The sequence below is a fragment of the Microbacterium sp. LEMMJ01 genome (assembly GCF_002114135.1).
Taxonomy (GTDB): Bacteria; Actinomycetota; Actinomycetes; order Actinomycetales; family Microbacteriaceae; genus Microbacterium.
In genome coordinates, this window is sequence record NZ_NCTV01000036.1 from 143,096 (window position 1) to 158,596 (window position 15,501).

The following is a 15,501-nucleotide window of genomic DNA, read 5'->3' on the forward strand; positions in this document are numbered from 1 at the left end:
TCGGTGGTACAGGCGCGCTCAGCTCGCCTCGCGGAGCACCGGATCCGTCACGTCGTCGATCTTCGAGGAACGGATCGGGTGGCCGCTCGTGGAGAGGCAGCGTCCGGTCTTCAGGTCCCACTTCCAGTCGTGCATGCTGCATGTGAGGATGCCGTCCTCGTCGACCTTCCCCGTCTTGGTGAGGTCGGCGCGCAGGTGCGGGCAGCGGCGCTGGACGACCCAGTCACCGATCTCCGCATCCTCGGTCTGGTCGGTCTGCTCCTGGTACCAGTTCTCGACGTACTCGATCCGGTCGACCGAGAGGCACTTGAGGAACGTGGTGAGGAACTCGTTGAACTTGCCGCTGCGGCCGACCGAGAACTGCATCGACAGGAAGATCGAGTTCGACCAGTCGATCTCGTGGTCGCGGATGTTCGTCGAGACGAGGTCGGCCGGGATCGTGTACCAGTACACGCACTCCTCCCCCGCGTACTCGCGGACCTTGGCGCGCGGGAAGTCGACCACCATGTCCAGCTCCCCGATGCGGAAGCGGACGTGCCCGCCGACGCCGAGGCGGATGGTGCGCGACTTCTTCAGCAGCGGCTCCCACCATTCCTTGATCGCGGCCAGCATCTCCTCCGGCGGGATGATCTCGGCGCGCGAGGCCTCCTCGTCGCGGATCTCCTGCTGGCGGGTCGCGCGCTGCTCCTCCAGGTACTCCCACTTCTCGTCGAAGATGTGGGCGAGCTCGGCCTCGGTGTAGAGCGTCTGCTCGGTGGTCACCGCACCGCCGTCGATCGTGACGAGAGTGCCAGGGACGAAGAGCTGCCCGTCGTACTTCGGGGCCAGCTCCTTCATGTGCGCGATGAACTGCTTCTGGTCCGTGAAGATGGACTCGCCGTTGCGGCCCATCCCGTTGAAGTCGAAGAGGTCGTCGCGGAGGAACATGGGCGGACCCGCCATCGGGAAGACGTGCGGAGCGTCGACCTTCTCGATGTAGTACATCGCGCGCTTGTTCTGCGCCTCGCGCTTGAGGCGGGCGAAGTTCTGCTTCGCGTCCATCGGCAGGTCGTAGACCATGGGCCACCAGATCGCCCCGGAGACCTGCGTGAAGTAGGCGTCGGGCTTCCCGAAGTGCAGCAGCTTGTCGAGATCGAGCGGGTGCGAGTCGTTCTGGTTCAGCATCGAGCCGGTGCCGTCGTCCACGCTGAGCGACGAGTCGCCGATCGGGCCGTCGCTCGGCGCGCGCAGCGGGGTGATCATCATCTTGAGCGCACCGCGCTCGATGATCTCGCCGGCGGGCGCGTAGGTGATGTTCGTGTAGCCGAGCGCCCGGATGTCCTGCTCCAGGTCGTCGATCGGATACTCCGGCAGGAGCACCTCGATGTCCTTGCGGATGTACCGCTCCAGGAGCGCCGGGTCGAAGTGGTCGCGGTGCCGGTGCGAGATGTAGAGGAAGTCGGCTTCACGACCGTAGCGCTCCCAGTCGAGGGCGCGGTTGTCCGGGAACGGGAACCAGGACCCGAAGAAGGACGGGCCGAGCACCGGGTCGCAGATGATGTTGCCGCCCACCGTCTCGATGAACATGCCGGCGTGGCCGAGTCCCGTGATCCGCATTGCATTCCTCTCGAAGATGAACCGTTCGATTGTACCGACGGCTCCCTGAGCGCCCGGCGGGACGGGCCGGGGAAAACGGTCTAGTCGTCGAAGAGACCGCGGATGTCGTCGGCGGTGAGCGTCTGCGCGAAGAGCGCGTCGTCATCGAGCACGGCGGTGAACAGGCGGGCCTTGCGGCGTTGCAGCGCAAGGACCTTCTCCTCGATCGTGCCGCTGGCGATCATGCGGTAGACGAACACCTGGCTGCGCTGGCCGATGCGGTGCGTGCGGTCGACGGCCTGGGCCTCGGCGGCGGGGTTCCACCACGGGTCGAGGAGGAAGACGTAGTCGGCCTCGGTCAGCGTGAGCCCGAACCCGCCGGCCTTCAGGCTGATGAGGAAGACGGGCTGCTCCCCCTCCGCGAAGTCCGCGACCACCTGCTCGCGATGACGCGTCGAGCCGTCGAGGTGCGCGTACGGGATGCCGGCGGCGTCCAGACGCGCGGCCGCCATGTCGAGGAAGGACGTGAACTGGCTGAACACGAGCGCGCGGTGCCCCTCCGCCTGCAGCTCGACGATCCGCTCCAGGAGCTCGTCGAGCTTGCGGGAGCCGAGGCGCGCGTCGGCCGGGTCGATCAGCGCCGGAGCGAGGCTCAGCATCCGCAGCAGCGTCAGGGAACGGAACACGATGAAGCGGTTGCGGTCGAGATCCTCCAGCAGGCCGAGCACCTTCTGCCGCTCCCGCTGCAGCACCGTCTCGTAGAGCTCGCGATGCCCCGCGCTCAGCTCGATCTCCAGCACCTGCTCCTGCTTCGGCGGCAGGTCCGGAGCGACGAGCTCCTTGGTGCGGCGGAGCACGAGCGGGCGGATCCGTCGTCGGAGCTGCGCGAGGCGGCGCTGCCGGTACGGTCCGCCCTCCGCGTTCTCCGGGACCTTCCCCTGCTCGATCGGCTGGATGTAGTGCTCGCGGAACTTCCGCGCCGAAGCGAACAGGCCGGGTGCCGTGAGCTTCAGCAGCGCCCAGAGCTCCTCGAGGCTGTTCTCCAGCGGCGTGCCCGTGACCGCGATGGTGACGTCGGACGGGAAACGCGCGACGGCACGATGCAGCTTCGTCGCCGGGTTCTTCACGAACTGGGCCTCGTCGAGGATCAGCCCGGCCCAGGTGACGCCCGCGAACCCCTCTTCGTCGAGCCGCGCGACGGCGTAGGTGGTGAGCACCACGTCGGCCTCGCGAGCCACGGCGGCCACGGCAGGCCCGGCGGTCGAGTCCCGGGTGATCACGCGGAGACCCGGAGCGAACCGCGCCGCCTCGGTGCGCCAGGTCGCCAGCACGGATGTCGGCACCACCACGAGGAACGGGCGTCCCTCCCCCGCCGCACGGGCGTGCAGGATGAGCGCGAGCAGCTGGACAGTCTTCCCGAGACCCATGTCGTCGGCGAGGATGCCGCCGAGCCGATGCGACCAGAGGAACGCGAGCCAGTCCAGCCCCTCCTTCTGGTACGGCCGCAACTGTGCGGTGAGCCCCGGAGGGAGGGGCACCGCCGGCACCGCAGTGGCGCTGCGCAGTCCGTCGGCGGTGGCCTGCCAGCTCACCGCGGGAAGGGCCTCGTCCGCCAGATCCTCGAACTCCTCCCACAGATCCGTCTGATGCCGACTGATCCGCGGGCCCGTCTCCCACTCGTCCAGATCCCCGGCCTCGTCCAGGAGGTCGCGCAGACGGTCGAGCGCCGGGTGGTTCAGGGAGAAGTAGCTGCCGTCGACGAGCAGGAGCTTCCGCCGGCCCGCGCTCAGGGCCGTGAACAGCGGCTCGAAGGGGATGTTCCGCCCGTCGATGCGGACGATCACGCCGAGGTCGAACCAGTCGGGGTCGGTGCTCTCCACGGTCGAGACCGTGATCTCCGGCTCCCCGGCGAGCTCGCGATACGTCTTGCGGCGGCCCGACACCTCCACCTCGACGCCCTCCGCCTCCACGGCGGGGACGACGCGGGTCATGAACTCCGCGGCCGCCACGTCGTGGAACGCCCCCGCGGGGGCGAACGCGACGCCGTGCTCCTGCCAGACGTTCCGGATCCGATGCGTCACAGAGGCTTCGGCCTCCGGATCGCGCACGGCCTCCGGACCCGGCGTGAACGGCACCCGCCCGAAGCCGCGATAGTCCCACTCGACGGTGTACTCCACGGTGTCTCCGCGACGGAACGCCACCCGGAGCACGGCACGGGGCGGTGGGAGGTCGGGGAGCGCGACGCGGCCGACCGCGCGGACGGGGAGACGGCGCGCGAGGAGTGGATAGGCGTCCTGGAGGAAGGTCGCCTCCTCCGCTGCGGGGACGACGAGCATCCCGGCCCGGAGCAGCGACGGCGCGGGCCCCGCGAGCGGAAGCTCCGCGAGCGTCACCTGCAGGCGCGACCCGCTCTGCGCGACCTCGTACACGCCGGAGCGCCCGAGGGCGCGGATGCTGCCCGGCAGCGTCTCGCGCCCGTCCAGGGTCACGACCGGACGGACGACGAGGCCGCCGTCGTCGTCACGGGACACGGTCGCCGTCAGTTCTGCGGTGTCGGCGAGGACGAGCGTCGTCGACCGCTGGGCCGCCACGAGCGGGATGCCGAGGTCGGTCGCCGACCGCAGATGCCCCCAGAGGAGCCGCGACTCGATGAGGTCGGCGACGAGCCAGTCCCCCGCCGTGCCGGAGAGCAGCGCGTCGCGCGCGATGCTCAGCAGATCGGCGAACCACCGCGACTGCTCCCGACCGTACTGGTCCGGCGCGCGGCGGACCGCGTCCCAGGTGGCGGACCCGAGCACCCAGGACCCCGTCGCCGCGCTCCGCTCCAGCGGACGGATGCCGAGGAGGATCTCCCCCACACCCTTGGCGACGTCACGGGGAGTCGCGGTGCGCTGCGGGCGTGAGGCCCACGGGTTGGCTCCTCGGGCGTCGCGGACGCGCACCTCGAACCCGAGCGCGAGGGGGGTCGCCGCCGCCGGGGCAGCGCCGGCGTCCAACAGGGCACGCCAATCCCGCGCCACGTCTCCCGGGGTGGCGGAGGCGGGCGGGCGGATCATGAGACGATCCTGCCCGCCACCGCCGACACCGCTGCTGCGGCGCTCAGGCCGAGCGGGCGACGCGGGCGAGCACGCCGTGCACGAACGCGCCCGACTCGTCGGTGGAGAACTCCTTCGCGAGCTCCACCGCCTCGTCGATCGCGACCGCGGTCGGCACGTCGTCGTTGTAGAGGATCTCCCACGCGCCGATGCGCAGCAGGGCGCGGTCGACGGCGGGCATCCGCTCGAGCTTCCAGTCGCGGCTGTGGGTCGTGATCTGCTCGTCGATCTCGTCGCGCTGGTCGATGATGCCGTCGACGATCTCGCGGGCGTACAGCCACGACGCCTCACGTGCGGGCTCGTTCGCCGCGCGCTTCGCCTCGGCGGCGAGGGCCACCGCGACCTCGTCGCCGCGGACGTCGGCCGAGAACAGGATGTCGAGCGCGCGCTTGCGCGCCTTCGTGCGGGCGCTCACGCCTTACTTCTCGCGGCCGAGGTACTCGCCCGTGCGGGTGTCGACCTTGACCTTCGTGCCGGTCTCCAGGAACAGCGGGACCTGGATCTCGTAGCCGGTCTCGAGCGTCGCGGGCTTGGTGCCGGCGGACGAGCGGTCGCCCTGCAGACCGGGCTCGGTGTAGGTCACCTCGAGGATGACCGAGGCCGGGAGGTCGATGTAGAGAGGGTTGCCGTTGTTGAGGGCGATGGTGACCTGCTGGTTCTCGAGCAGGAAGTTCTTCGCGTCGCCGACCGTGGCCGCCGGCAGCGTGATCTGGTCGAAGTCGGTCTGGTCCATGAACACGAACCCGTCACCGTCGGTGTAGAGGTAGGTGTAGTCCCGGCGGTCGACGTTCTCGATGTCGATCTTCGCCCCGGCGTTGTACGTGCGGTCCACGGTCTTGCCCGAGACGACGTTCTTCAGCTTCGTGCGGACGAAGGCGCCGCCCTTGCCGGGCTTGACGTGCTGGAACTCGATGACGCTCCAGAGCTGCCCGTCGATGCTGAGGACGACGCCGTTCTTGATGTCTGCGGTGGATGCCATGTGCGAGGAGTTCCGTTCCTGAGTCCGTGGGGGCCGGGGTCGGCCGACAGTCGATTCTACGGGATGCCCGGCGCAGGCCGTCGCGGGGCACGATAGACGCTCCTCCGCGAGACCGGAAGCCCCGTGACGATGCCCGTGGCCCCGGGCAGCGTGGACGAGGACAGGAGGAATCGACATGAGCGAAGACGATCGCGACCGGGACCCGACCAGGATGGCGAATCAGCCGGCGCTGCGGACGTCGTCCGGGGCGGTCTGGCTCATCGTCGCCACGATCTTCACGGCGGTCAGCCTCGTGCCCCTGATCGGGATCGTCCGCAGCGGCGGCGCGGCGGGAACCGTCGGCCTGGTGACCGCGATCATCCCGGTCCTGGGCCTGGCCGCGATGGTCGTCATCCGCCTCGCGGTGTCGAGCATGCGGCCGCGGCTCCGTGCGCTGGCCGCCTGTTTCCTCGCCATGGCCCTGTTGACGCTCGTGGGCATCACGGTGTGCGTGCTGCTCGTCGGCCTGCCCTGATCCCCGCGTGCTCAGAGCTGCGCGACGAGTTCCCGCACCGCGTCGGCGTAGCCCTCCACGCCGCGTCCGATGACACGCACCGCGGCGACGTCGTGCAGGTACGAGTGGTGACGGAACTCCTCGCGGGCGTACACGTCGGAGATGTGGACCTCGGCGAAGGGCAACGCGACGCCGGTGAGCGCGTCACGCAGGGCGACGGAGGTGTGGGTGAGGCCGCCCGGGTTGATGACGATGCCCGCGCAGTCCGCCCGCGCGTCGTGGATCGCGTCGATGAGCACGCCCTCGTGGTTGCTCTGCAGCGCCCGCACCTCGAACCCGAGCGCGGCGGCGGCCTCGGCGGTGATCCGCTCGACGTCGGCGAGGGTCGCCGTGCCGTACACCTCGGGTTCGCGGGTACCGAGGAGGTTGAGGTTGGGGCCGTTGACGAGCAGCAGCCGACGCGGGGCGCTCATGCGGGCACGCTCCCGGTGTCGACCAGCTCGCGACGCATGACCCATTCCCGCCCGAAGCCCGAAGTCTCGATCTCGCCGGTCCGGACGAAGCCGCCTCGGCGGTATACGGCCTGCGCCCGGGAGTTGTCCACGTGCACCTCGAGCACGAGCGCGCGGAGGCCGCGATCGCGGGCCCAGGCCGCCGCGGCGTCGAGGAGCGCATCGATGACGCCCGCCCCGCGATGCGTGTCCGCCACATAGACCCCGACGACCAGCCCCGCGTCGTGCTGCTCGCGATGCGGGAGCACGGTCACGGTCCCGGTCCAGGTGCCGTCGTCGGCGATCGCGACGAACTGCGCGGAGGCGGCGTCACCCGCGGCATTCGCGGCGCGCTCCTGCCAGAAGCGGTCGGGCTGTGCGGCGGCGTGCTCGACGGAGTCGAGGAAGGCCATCGGTGCGGCCGGGTCGGCGAGGGCCTGCAGCCGCAGCGCCTTGACCTCCCGCCAGTCCTCCGGTGTGATGCGCCGGACGGCGATGCTCATGCCCCGATCTCCTGGTAGGCGGCGAAGAGCAGCGACTCATCCGGCGCCTGGAGCACGGTGGGCTTGGCGATGTCGTCCAACAGGATGAAGCGGAGCATGCCGCCGCGGCTCTTCTTGTCGCGCTGCATCGTGGCGAGCAGCTGCGGCCAGGCACCGGCCCGGTACGACGTCGGCAGGCCGAGCGACTCGAGGATCGTGCGGTGGCGCTCCGCCGCGGCGTCCGACAGGCGCCCCGCGAGCCGGGACAGCTCCGCGGCGTACAGCATGCCGATCGAGATGGCCGCCCCGTGCCGCCAGCGGTACCGCTCGGCGTGCTCGATCGCGTGGCCGAGCGTGTGGCCGTAGTTCAGGATCTCCCGCTGCCCGGCCTCGCGGAAGTCGTCCGAGACGACCTGCGCCTTCATGTCGATCGCGAGCTCCACGGCCCGGCGGAACTCGTCCGTCGAGGTGTCGACCGCGCGCGCGGGATCGGCCTCGACGATGTCGAGGATCTCCGGGGCCCAGATGAAACCGGCCTTGACGACCTCCGCGAAGCCGGCGGTGGCCTCGTTCGGGCTCAGGCTGCCCAGTTCGTCGAGGTCGCCGACGACGGCGCGCGGGGCCCAGAAGGCGCCGACGAGGTTCTTGCCCTCCGCGGTGTTGACCCCGGTCTTGCCGCCCACGGCGGCGTCCACGAGGCCGAGGACGGTGGTGGGCACCTGGACGATCTGGATGCCGCGCAGCCAGGTCGCCGCGACGAAGCCGGCGAGGTCGGTCACCGCTCCCCCGCCGTAGCCGACGACGGCGTCCGTCCGGGTGAAGTCCGCCTGGCCCATGACCTGCCAGCAGAAAGCGGCGACCTCGATGCGCTTGCCCTGCTCGGCATCCGGGATCTCGGCGAGCAGCACCTCGCGCGGGCCATCCGCGGTGTCGGCGAGGAGCCGGTCGCGGAGCTCGGCGGCGCGGGCTGCGAGGGTCGGCGGGTGCACGACGAGGATCTTGCGGACGCCCGGCGCGAGAGCCGCGGACACCTGGTCGAGGATCCCCCGTCCGATCGTGATGTCGTAGGCGTCGTTCCCGGTGACGCTGATGGTCGTCGTGCTCATCGCTGTTCTCTCCTCCATGCCACGATCTCGTCCGCGATGCGCTGCATCGGACGCCGCGAGGTGTCGAACGTGGCCGACGCCACCTCGTCGTACCATCCTCGCCGTTCGGCGAAGATGCGCTTCCACTTCTCGACCGGGTCCTCGCCCGCCAGCAGCGGGCGCGTCCCGCCGCGCAGGCGGTCGGCGACGGCCGCCTCGGTCACGGTGAGAAAGACCACCGGATGAGCGCGCAGCAGCGCGCGCGTCTCCGGATCCGTGACGGCGCCACCGCCGAGGGAGATCACGCCGCCCTCGGCGAGGGCCTCGCGGACCGCCGCGCGCTCCAGGTCCCGGAAGTGCGCCTCGCCGTGCGTGGCGAAGATCTCGGGGATCGGGCCGTACGCGGCGACGATGCGCTTGTCGGTGTCGATGAAGGCGACGCCCAGCCGCCGTGCGACCCTTCGTCCGACGCTGGTCTTGCCGGCCGCCATCGGTCCGACGAGGACCAGCGTCAGCGGATCAGCCGCGTTCGTCATGCGCGATGAGCGCCGCCTCGGACGCGGGGGCCGTGCGCAGCTCCGCGGGGATGCCGTCGAGGTATCCCTCCAGGTTGCGGCGCGTCTCGCGGATGCTGTCGCCGCCGAACTTCTCCAGCACGGCGCGCGCCAGCTCGATCGCGACCATGGCCTCCGCGACGACCCCCGCCGCGGGCACGGCACAGACGTCGGAACGCTGGTGGTGCGCGGTCGCCTCGTCGCCGGTCGCGACGTCGATCGTGCGCAGCGCGTGGGGCACGGTCGCGATCGGCTTCATGCCGGCCCGCACGCGCAGCACGGTCCCGGTGGACATGCCGCCCTCGGTGCCGCCGGCGCGGTCCGTGCCGCGGGCGATGCCGTCGGCGGTGGCGAAGAGCTCGTCGTGGGCGGCGGAGCCGCGGCGGCGGGTGGTCTCGAAGCCGTCGCCGACCTCCACGCCCTTGATCGCCTGGATGCTCATGAGCGCCTGGGCCAGCCGGGCGTCCAGGCGGCGATCCCAGTGCACGTGGGAGCCGAGCCCCGGCGGCAGGCCGTACGCCAGGACCTCGACGATGCCGCCGAGCGTGTCGCCGTCCTTCTTGGCGTCGTCCACCTCCGCGACCATGAGCGCCGAGGTCGCGGGGTCGAAGCACCGCAGCGGGTCGGCGTCCAGCGCGTCCACGTCATCCGGGGTCGGCAGCGCCGCGCCATCCGGCACGCGCACCGGACCGATGGAGAGCGTGTGGCTGACGAGTCGGATGCCGAGCTCGCCGAGGAAGGAGCGGGCGACAGCACCGAGCGCCACGCGGGCGGCGGTCTCCCGGGCGCTCGCCCGCTCGAGGATCGGACGGGCCTCATCGAAGTCGTACTTCTGCATGCCCACGAGGTCGGCGTGTCCCGGACGTGGCCGGGTCAGCGGGGCGCCACGACCGCGCGAGCGATCGGTGAGCTCCACCGGCTCCGGGTTCATGACCTCGATCCACTTCGGCCACTCGGTGTTGCCGATGCGCAGGGCGATGGGGCTGCCCAGCGTCTTCCCGTGCCGGACGCCACCGGAGATCGTGAGCTCGTCCTGTTCGAACTTCATCCGGGAGCCGCGTCCATAGCCGAGCTTGCGGCGGGCGAGGTCGGCCTGGATGGCCTCGGACGACACCGGGACGCCGGAGGGCAGACCCTCCATGACGGCGATGAGTTCTGGGCCGTGCGATTCGCCGGCCGTGAGCACGCGGAGCATGTGCTCTAGTCTCCCATGCGTTTCCCCCCGCGCCGTGCCGCGTTTCGTCCGGCGGCGCTCAGAGGGTGGCGCGCATCGCGGCGAGGACGGCCTCCTCGTCCGGCAGCGGCGAGACCGGGTCGCCGTGCAGGAAGATCCGGATCTGCCGGACCGCCTGATGCAGCAGCATCCCGAGCCCGGAGACCACCGGCGCCGCACCCCATGCCGCCGCCAGGGCGGACGGCCAGGGCGCGTAGGCGGCGTCGAACAGCGTGCCGCCGCTCTGGGCCAGTCGGGCGGCACTCTCCGGCGGAAGCACGGCGCCGGAGGGCAGGGTCGCCACCGTGAGGTCGACGGCGCCCTCCACCACGTCGAGCGGTCGCGGGGTGACCACGACGCCGCGTCGCTCCCCGATCCCGACGAGCCCCGCGGCGCGCTCCGGCCGACGGGCGGCGACCTCGACCCGTGTCGCCCCCAGGTCGGCGAGAGCGACGAGGGCCGAGGCCGCCGTGGCTCCGGCGCCCAGGATCCGCGCCGTCCCGATCTCGCGGATGCCGGCGTCCCCGAGCGCATCGACGATCCCGCCGACGTCGGTGTTGAATCCTGCCGGGGTCTCCGAGAGCAGGAGCGTGTTGACCGCGCCGGTCAGCTCCGCGTGGGCGTCTCGGGTGGCGGCGTATCGGTACGCCTCCTCCTTGAGCGGCATCGTCAGGGACAGGCCGCGCCAGGTGTCGTCGAGGGCCTCGACCGCGTCGTTGAAGCCCTCCGCGCCGACCTGACGGCGCCCGTACTCCCAGTCCAGTCCGAGCACCGCGTAGGCCGCAGCGTGCAGCTCCGGCGACCGTGAGTGCCCGATCGGGTCGCCCCAGACCGCCAGCCGTCTCCGGTTCACCGCGTCAGCAACCGGCGTCGGGGTTCGCGCGGCACCAGTCCCGCCACTTCTCCACGCCCTGCTCGTGCTCCGCGAGGGTCTCCGAGAACTGCGTCTCGCCGGTCTCGAGGTTGACGGTGACGAAGTAGATCCACGGCCCGTCCGCGGGGTGCATCGCGGCATCGATCGCGGCATCGTTCGGGCTCGCGATCGGCGTGGCCGGAAGCCCCTTGTTCACGTAGGTGTTCCACTCGTTGGGGTCTTCCAGAGCCTCGGCCGAGCTCGAGACCACGCCCTCATGCAGGGAGCCGTACCCGTACTGCGCCGTCGAGTCCATCTGGAGCAGCATGTCGTCGTCGAGGCGGTTCTGGATCACGCGGGACACCTTGGCGAAGTCGTCCGTGCGGCCTTCGCGCTGGATGATCGAGGCGATCGTGAGGATCCGCTGCGCGTCCTCGTCCGGGACGCCGGCGGAGGCGAGCGATTCGCGCGTCCGGTCGACCATGCGCTGGATGACCTGCGTCGCGGTGACCTCGGGGTCGAACGTGTACACCGCGGGGAACAGCCACCCCTCCAGGCTCTGCGCCTCCACCCCGTACGCGGACGGATCGGCGACGGCTGCCTCGAGGTCGGCCAGCGGCATCCCGAGAGTCTCCGCCATGGACGGCAGGGCCGATTCGATCGTCCCGCCCTCCGGCATGGAGACGGTGTTCTCGAGCTTGTTCTCCTCGTTGCGGAGCGCGGCGAGGGCATCCTCCGCCGTCATCTTCTTCTGCAGGCGGTAGACGCCGGGATAGAAGGTCACCGCGATGTTCTCGTCGATGAGGTAGTCGTAGAAGACGTCCTCGGTCTTCGTGACGCCGGCTTCGTACAGCGCCGTCGACACGGGGCCGCCCGTGTCGCCCTGCTTGATCGTGACGTACACCTCACCGGTCGCCTGACCGGGCTCCCAGTCCTTCGGCTCCCCCCACCCCATGGCGTCGGCGATGCGGTCGCCGAAGGTGTTGGCGACCCAGACTCCGCCGGCGGCGATGCCGCCGAGGATCACCAGGACGATGATCAGGGCGACGAGGCAGCCCTTGCGGCGCTTCTTCTTGGTCGGCGCACCGTGATCGCGGCCGTCGTCCTGGGCGGCGAAGATCTCGTCGAGCCCGCCGCCCAGCGCGGGTGCGGGGTCTTCGGTGCCGGTCGACCGGCGCGGCCCCGGAGCGGGGGTCTCATCCGCGCTCGTCGCTGCGAGGGGCATCGCGCGTGTCGCGACCGGTTCGGCATCCGCGCCGGGCACCGCCGACCGGTGGTCGTTCCCCGGTGTCTCCGCAGTGGTCGCCGCCGACGCCGAGACCGGGCGGGCGGGCACATCGGCAGCGGGTGCGACACCGGCGTCCGGAGCGGGCGGGGCCTCCTGCTCGCGCGCCGCGGCCTCCCTGGCCGCACGGCGGGATCCGGGCGCCGGCGTGTCGTCTCCGGCGGTCGGGACCTGCGGGGACGGAGCGGGGAGGTTCTCGAACAGATCCCCCAACCGGGTGCTCTGCTCGTGCTCGGGCGCACGGCTCTCGCGTTCGGACATGTTCAGGCGGGCTCCTCGTCAACGGGGACCGGGGCACCGGCCGGGTTTCCGGTGCTCTTCTCCGTGTCGATCGCCTGCTGCAGCAGCACCACGGCGGCGACCTGATCCACAATGCTACGAGAGTTCTTCTGTGATCGCCCAGAACTCCGCAACGCCGCATGCGCGGAGACGGTGCTCAGACGCTCGTCGACGAGGCGTACCGGCACACCGCTCCGCGCCTGGAGAGCCGCCGCGAACTCGCGCGCATCCACCGTCGACGGCGTGTCCGCACCCTGCATGTTCACGGGCAGGCCGACGACGATCTCCAGCGGCTCGTACTCCGCAGCCAGCTCCGCGATGCGCGCGAGCGAGCGCTCGTCGCGGGGCACGGTCTCGACGGGGACGGCCAGCATGCCGTCCGGATCGGACCGGGCCACGCCCACGCGGGCCCGGCCGACGTCGATGCCGAGCCGGACCCCGCGGCGATAACCGCTCACGCGCGGCGCAGCTCCTGGGAGACGGCCTCGAGCGCGGCGGGCAGCGCCGCCGCGTCGGTGCCGCCGCCCTGGGCGACGTCGTCACGCCCACCGCCGCCTCCGCCGAGCACACCGGCGGCGCGCTTCGCGAGCGCACCCGCCTTCGCACCGGCACTGCGCGCAGCCTCGTTCGTGGCGACGACGACGACGGGGCGACCGTTGACGACCGCACCGAGCGCGACGACCGCGGGATCGGAACCCAGCCGGTCGCGCACGCCGTTGACGAGCTCGCGGACATCGTCCGCGGAGGCCACATCGCCCAGCGTCTGCGCCGCCACGCGGAAGTCTCCGACGCGCGTCGCGGCCTCGGCGATGGCGGGAATGCGCCCCGCCCGCTCCTTCGCCTCGAACTGCGCGATGCGCTTCTCCGCGGCCTTGAGGCTCGCGGCGAGATCGGCGATCCGCTCGGGGAGCTGCTCGCGCGGGGTCTTCAGGGAGGCGGTGAGCTGCGACACGAGAGCCCGCTCCGCCGCGAGCTCACGGAACGCATCCGCGCCGACGAGAGCCTCGATCCGGCGGTTGGAAGCGCCGACCGACGACTCCCCCACCACGCTGACCAGGCCGATCTCCGCACTGGTCGACACGTGCGTGCCGGCGCAGAGCTCGCGCGACCACGGGCCGCCGATGTCGACCATCCGCACGACGTCGCCGTACTTCTCGCCGAAGAGCGCCATGGCGCCGGCTTCCTTGGCCTCGTCGAGCGTCACGATGCGGGTGGTCACCTCGAGGGCGTCCTGCACGGCGCGGTTCGTGATCTCTTCGATCTCCGTGCGGGTGTCCGTCGACAGCGCCTGCGACCAGGCGAAGTCGAATCGCATGTACCCGGCGCGGTTGAGCGACCCGGACTGCGTGGCCGTCGGACCGAGCGTGTCGCGGAGGGCGGCGTGCACGAGGTGGGTGGCGGAATGCGCCTGGCGGGCGGCGCGGCGGTTGGCGGCGTCGACGATCGTCGTCGCGATGTCGTCGACCGCGACCGTGCCGCGGGAGACCTCGACCGTGTGGCTGATCAGCCCGGGGACCGGACGCTGCACGTCGAGCACCTCGAGCTCGTAGCCCGGGCCCACGATGGTGCCCTTGTCGGCGACCTGGCCGCCGGACTCGGCGTACAGCGTCGTCTCGGCGAGCACCACCTCGGCGATCTGGCCCTCGGCGGCGCTGCGCACCGGCGCGCCGTCGACGAGCAGGCCGAGCACACGGGACTCCACCTCGAGGGCCGTGTAGCCGTCGAAGCCCGTCTCGCCCAGCGCGCGCAGGTCGCGGTACACCGAGACATCCGCGAGCTGGCGCTTGCGGTTGCGGGCGTCGTCCTTCGCGCGCTGACGCTGCTCCTGCATGAGGGAGTCGAACGCGGCGCGGTCCACATCCAGCCCGGCCTCTTCGGCGACCTCCAGGGTGAGGTCAATCGGGAAGCCGTAGGTGTCGTGCAGCAGGAACGCCTCGGAACCGCTGAGGGTCTTCCCGCCGCCCTTCTTCGTCTCGTCGAGCGCGAGGTCGAGGATGGTCGATCCCTGCGCCAGGGTGCGCCGGAAGGTCTCCTCCTCGGCGAAGGCCGCCGAGGAGAGCACGGACCAGTCCCGCTCCAGCTCCGGGTACGCCGACTTCATCGCGTCGCGGGAGGCGGCGAACAGCCCGGGGAACGCGGGGTCGTCGACACCGAGGAGCCGCATGGCGCGCACGGTCCGGCGCATGAGGCGCCGCAGGATGTAGCCGCGGCCCTCGTTCGACGGACGCACGCCATCGGAGAGGAGCATGAGCGAGGAGCGCACGTGATCCGCGATCACCCGGAAGCGGACGTCGTCCTCGTGGACCGCACCATAGCGGCGGCCGGAGAGCTCGACGGCGCGGTCGAGCACCGGACGCACCTGGTCGGTCTCGTACATGTTCTCGACGCCCTGCTTGAGGAACGCGACGCGCTCCAGTCCCATGCCGGTGTCGATGTTCTTCATCGGCAGTTCGCCGACGATGTCGAACTCGGTCTTGCCGCGGATGTTCTCGATGAAGTCCTGCATGAACACGAGGTTCCAGATCTCCAGGAACCGCGAGTCGTCGACAGCGGGGCCGCCGTCCTTGCCGTAGGCCGGGCCGCGGTCGAAGAAGATCTCGGAGTCAGGGCCACCGGGACCGGGCTGGCCGGTGTTCCAGTAGTTGTCCGCGCGGCCGAGGCGCTGGATGCGCTCCGGCTTGAGTCCGATGATGTCGCGCCAGATCGCCTCGGCCTCGTCGTCGGTCTCGTAGACGGTGACCCAGAGATCCTTCTCGTCGAAGCCGAGGCCGCCGTCGGCCTCCGAGCTCGTGAGCAGCTCCCAGGCGTAGCGGATCGCGCCTTCCTTGAAGTAGTCGCCGAACGACCAGTTGCCGAGCATCTGGAAGAACGTGCCGTGACGCGCGGTGCGCCCGACCTCCTCGATGTCGTTGGTCCGGATGCACTTCTGCAGGTCGGCGATGCGCGGATGCGGCGCCGGGACCACGCCCGTGAGGTACGGGATCATCGGGACCATGCCGGCGACCGTGAACAGCAGCGAGGGGTCGTCGCTGACCAGGGATGCCGAGGGGACGATGAGGTGGTCGTTCTTCTCGAAGTAGGAGAGGTAGCGCTGCGCGATTTCCGCAGTTTTCATAG

14 protein-coding genes are annotated in these 15,501 nt (G+C 71.1%); 1 reads left to right on the plus strand and 13 read right to left on the minus strand.

Annotated features, from left to right (window positions below; translation table 11 throughout):
* Nucleotides 1–18 precede the first annotated feature (18 nt).
* From B7W94_RS15625 to efp, 4 genes are all read right to left on the minus strand, one after another.
* Nucleotides 19–1,596: a Rieske 2Fe-2S domain-containing protein gene (locus B7W94_RS15625; RefSeq protein ID WP_085607548.1), complete on the minus strand. Its 1,578-nt coding sequence runs from the start codon at nt 1,594–1,596 to the stop codon at nt 19–21.
* 80 nt (nt 1,597–1,676) lie between these two features.
* A complete protein-coding gene (locus B7W94_RS15630) occupies nt 1,677–4,631 on the minus strand; it encodes a DEAD/DEAH box helicase (protein WP_085607550.1) in 2,955 nt (984 codons plus the stop codon).
* A 43-nt stretch (nt 4,632–4,674) separates the two neighbouring features.
* Nucleotides 4,675–5,085, minus strand: coding sequence for a transcription antitermination factor NusB (gene nusB, locus B7W94_RS15635; protein ID WP_025103501.1), 411 nt, complete (start codon nt 5,083–5,085; stop codon nt 4,675–4,677).
* A gap of 3 nt (nt 5,086–5,088) precedes the next feature.
* Nucleotides 5,089–5,649, minus strand: a complete 561-nt coding sequence (efp, locus tag B7W94_RS15640) for an elongation factor P (protein ID WP_025103502.1) — start codon at nt 5,647–5,649, stop codon at nt 5,089–5,091.
* A gap of 175 nt (nt 5,650–5,824) precedes the next feature.
* Between efp and B7W94_RS15645 the strand changes: the two genes are divergently transcribed.
* Nucleotides 5,825–6,163, plus strand: coding sequence for a hypothetical protein (locus B7W94_RS15645; protein ID WP_085607552.1), 339 nt, complete (start codon nt 5,825–5,827; stop codon nt 6,161–6,163).
* 11 nt (nt 6,164–6,174) lie between these two features.
* Here the strand turns inward: B7W94_RS15645 and aroQ are convergent, their stop codons facing one another.
* Genes aroQ through alaS form a run of 9 tightly spaced genes read right to left on the minus strand, consistent with a single transcriptional unit; the run spans nt 6,175 to nt 15,499 of the window.
* Entirely contained in the window at nt 6,175–6,615 is a 441-nt protein-coding gene (aroQ, locus tag B7W94_RS15650; protein WP_085607554.1) for a type II 3-dehydroquinate dehydratase, read from the minus strand.
* Nucleotides 6,612–7,136 (minus strand): GNAT family N-acetyltransferase, encoded by a 525-nt coding sequence (locus B7W94_RS15655; protein ID WP_085607556.1) that lies wholly within the window; start codon nt 7,134–7,136, stop codon nt 6,612–6,614. Before B7W94_RS15655 ends, aroQ begins: the two co-directional genes overlap by 4 nt.
* On the minus strand, nt 7,133–8,221 hold the full coding sequence (gene aroB, locus B7W94_RS15660; RefSeq protein WP_085607558.1) for a 3-dehydroquinate synthase: 1,089 nt from the start codon (nt 8,219–8,221) through the stop codon (nt 7,133–7,135). Before aroB ends, B7W94_RS15655 begins: the two co-directional genes overlap by 4 nt.
* Nucleotides 8,218–8,736, minus strand: coding sequence for a shikimate kinase (locus B7W94_RS15665; RefSeq protein ID WP_085607560.1), 519 nt, complete (start codon nt 8,734–8,736; stop codon nt 8,218–8,220). Before B7W94_RS15665 ends, aroB begins: the two co-directional genes overlap by 4 nt.
* A complete protein-coding gene (gene aroC / locus B7W94_RS15670; RefSeq protein WP_025103508.1) occupies nt 8,720–9,949 on the minus strand; it encodes a chorismate synthase in 1,230 nt (409 codons plus the stop codon). The genes B7W94_RS15665 and aroC overlap by 17 nt, the downstream gene beginning before the upstream one ends.
* A 58-nt stretch (nt 9,950–10,007) precedes the next feature.
* The gene (locus B7W94_RS15675; RefSeq protein ID WP_085607562.1) at nt 10,008–10,820 is read right to left on the minus strand and encodes a shikimate dehydrogenase; all 813 of its coding nucleotides are present in this window, start codon (nt 10,818–10,820) and stop codon (nt 10,008–10,010) included.
* A gap of 4 nt (nt 10,821–10,824) precedes the next feature.
* Nucleotides 10,825–12,366: an endolytic transglycosylase MltG gene (mltG, locus tag B7W94_RS15680; protein WP_085607564.1), complete on the minus strand. Its 1,542-nt coding sequence runs from the start codon at nt 12,364–12,366 to the stop codon at nt 10,825–10,827.
* 2 nt (nt 12,367–12,368) lie between these two features.
* Nucleotides 12,369–12,842 (minus strand): Holliday junction resolvase RuvX, encoded by a 474-nt coding sequence (gene ruvX / locus B7W94_RS15685; protein ID WP_085607566.1) that lies wholly within the window; start codon nt 12,840–12,842, stop codon nt 12,369–12,371.
* On the minus strand, nt 12,839–15,499 hold the full coding sequence (gene alaS, locus B7W94_RS15690) for an alanine--tRNA ligase (RefSeq protein WP_085607568.1): 2,661 nt from the start codon (nt 15,497–15,499) through the stop codon (nt 12,839–12,841). Before alaS ends, ruvX begins: the two co-directional genes overlap by 4 nt.
* Nucleotides 15,500–15,501 lie beyond the last annotated feature (2 nt).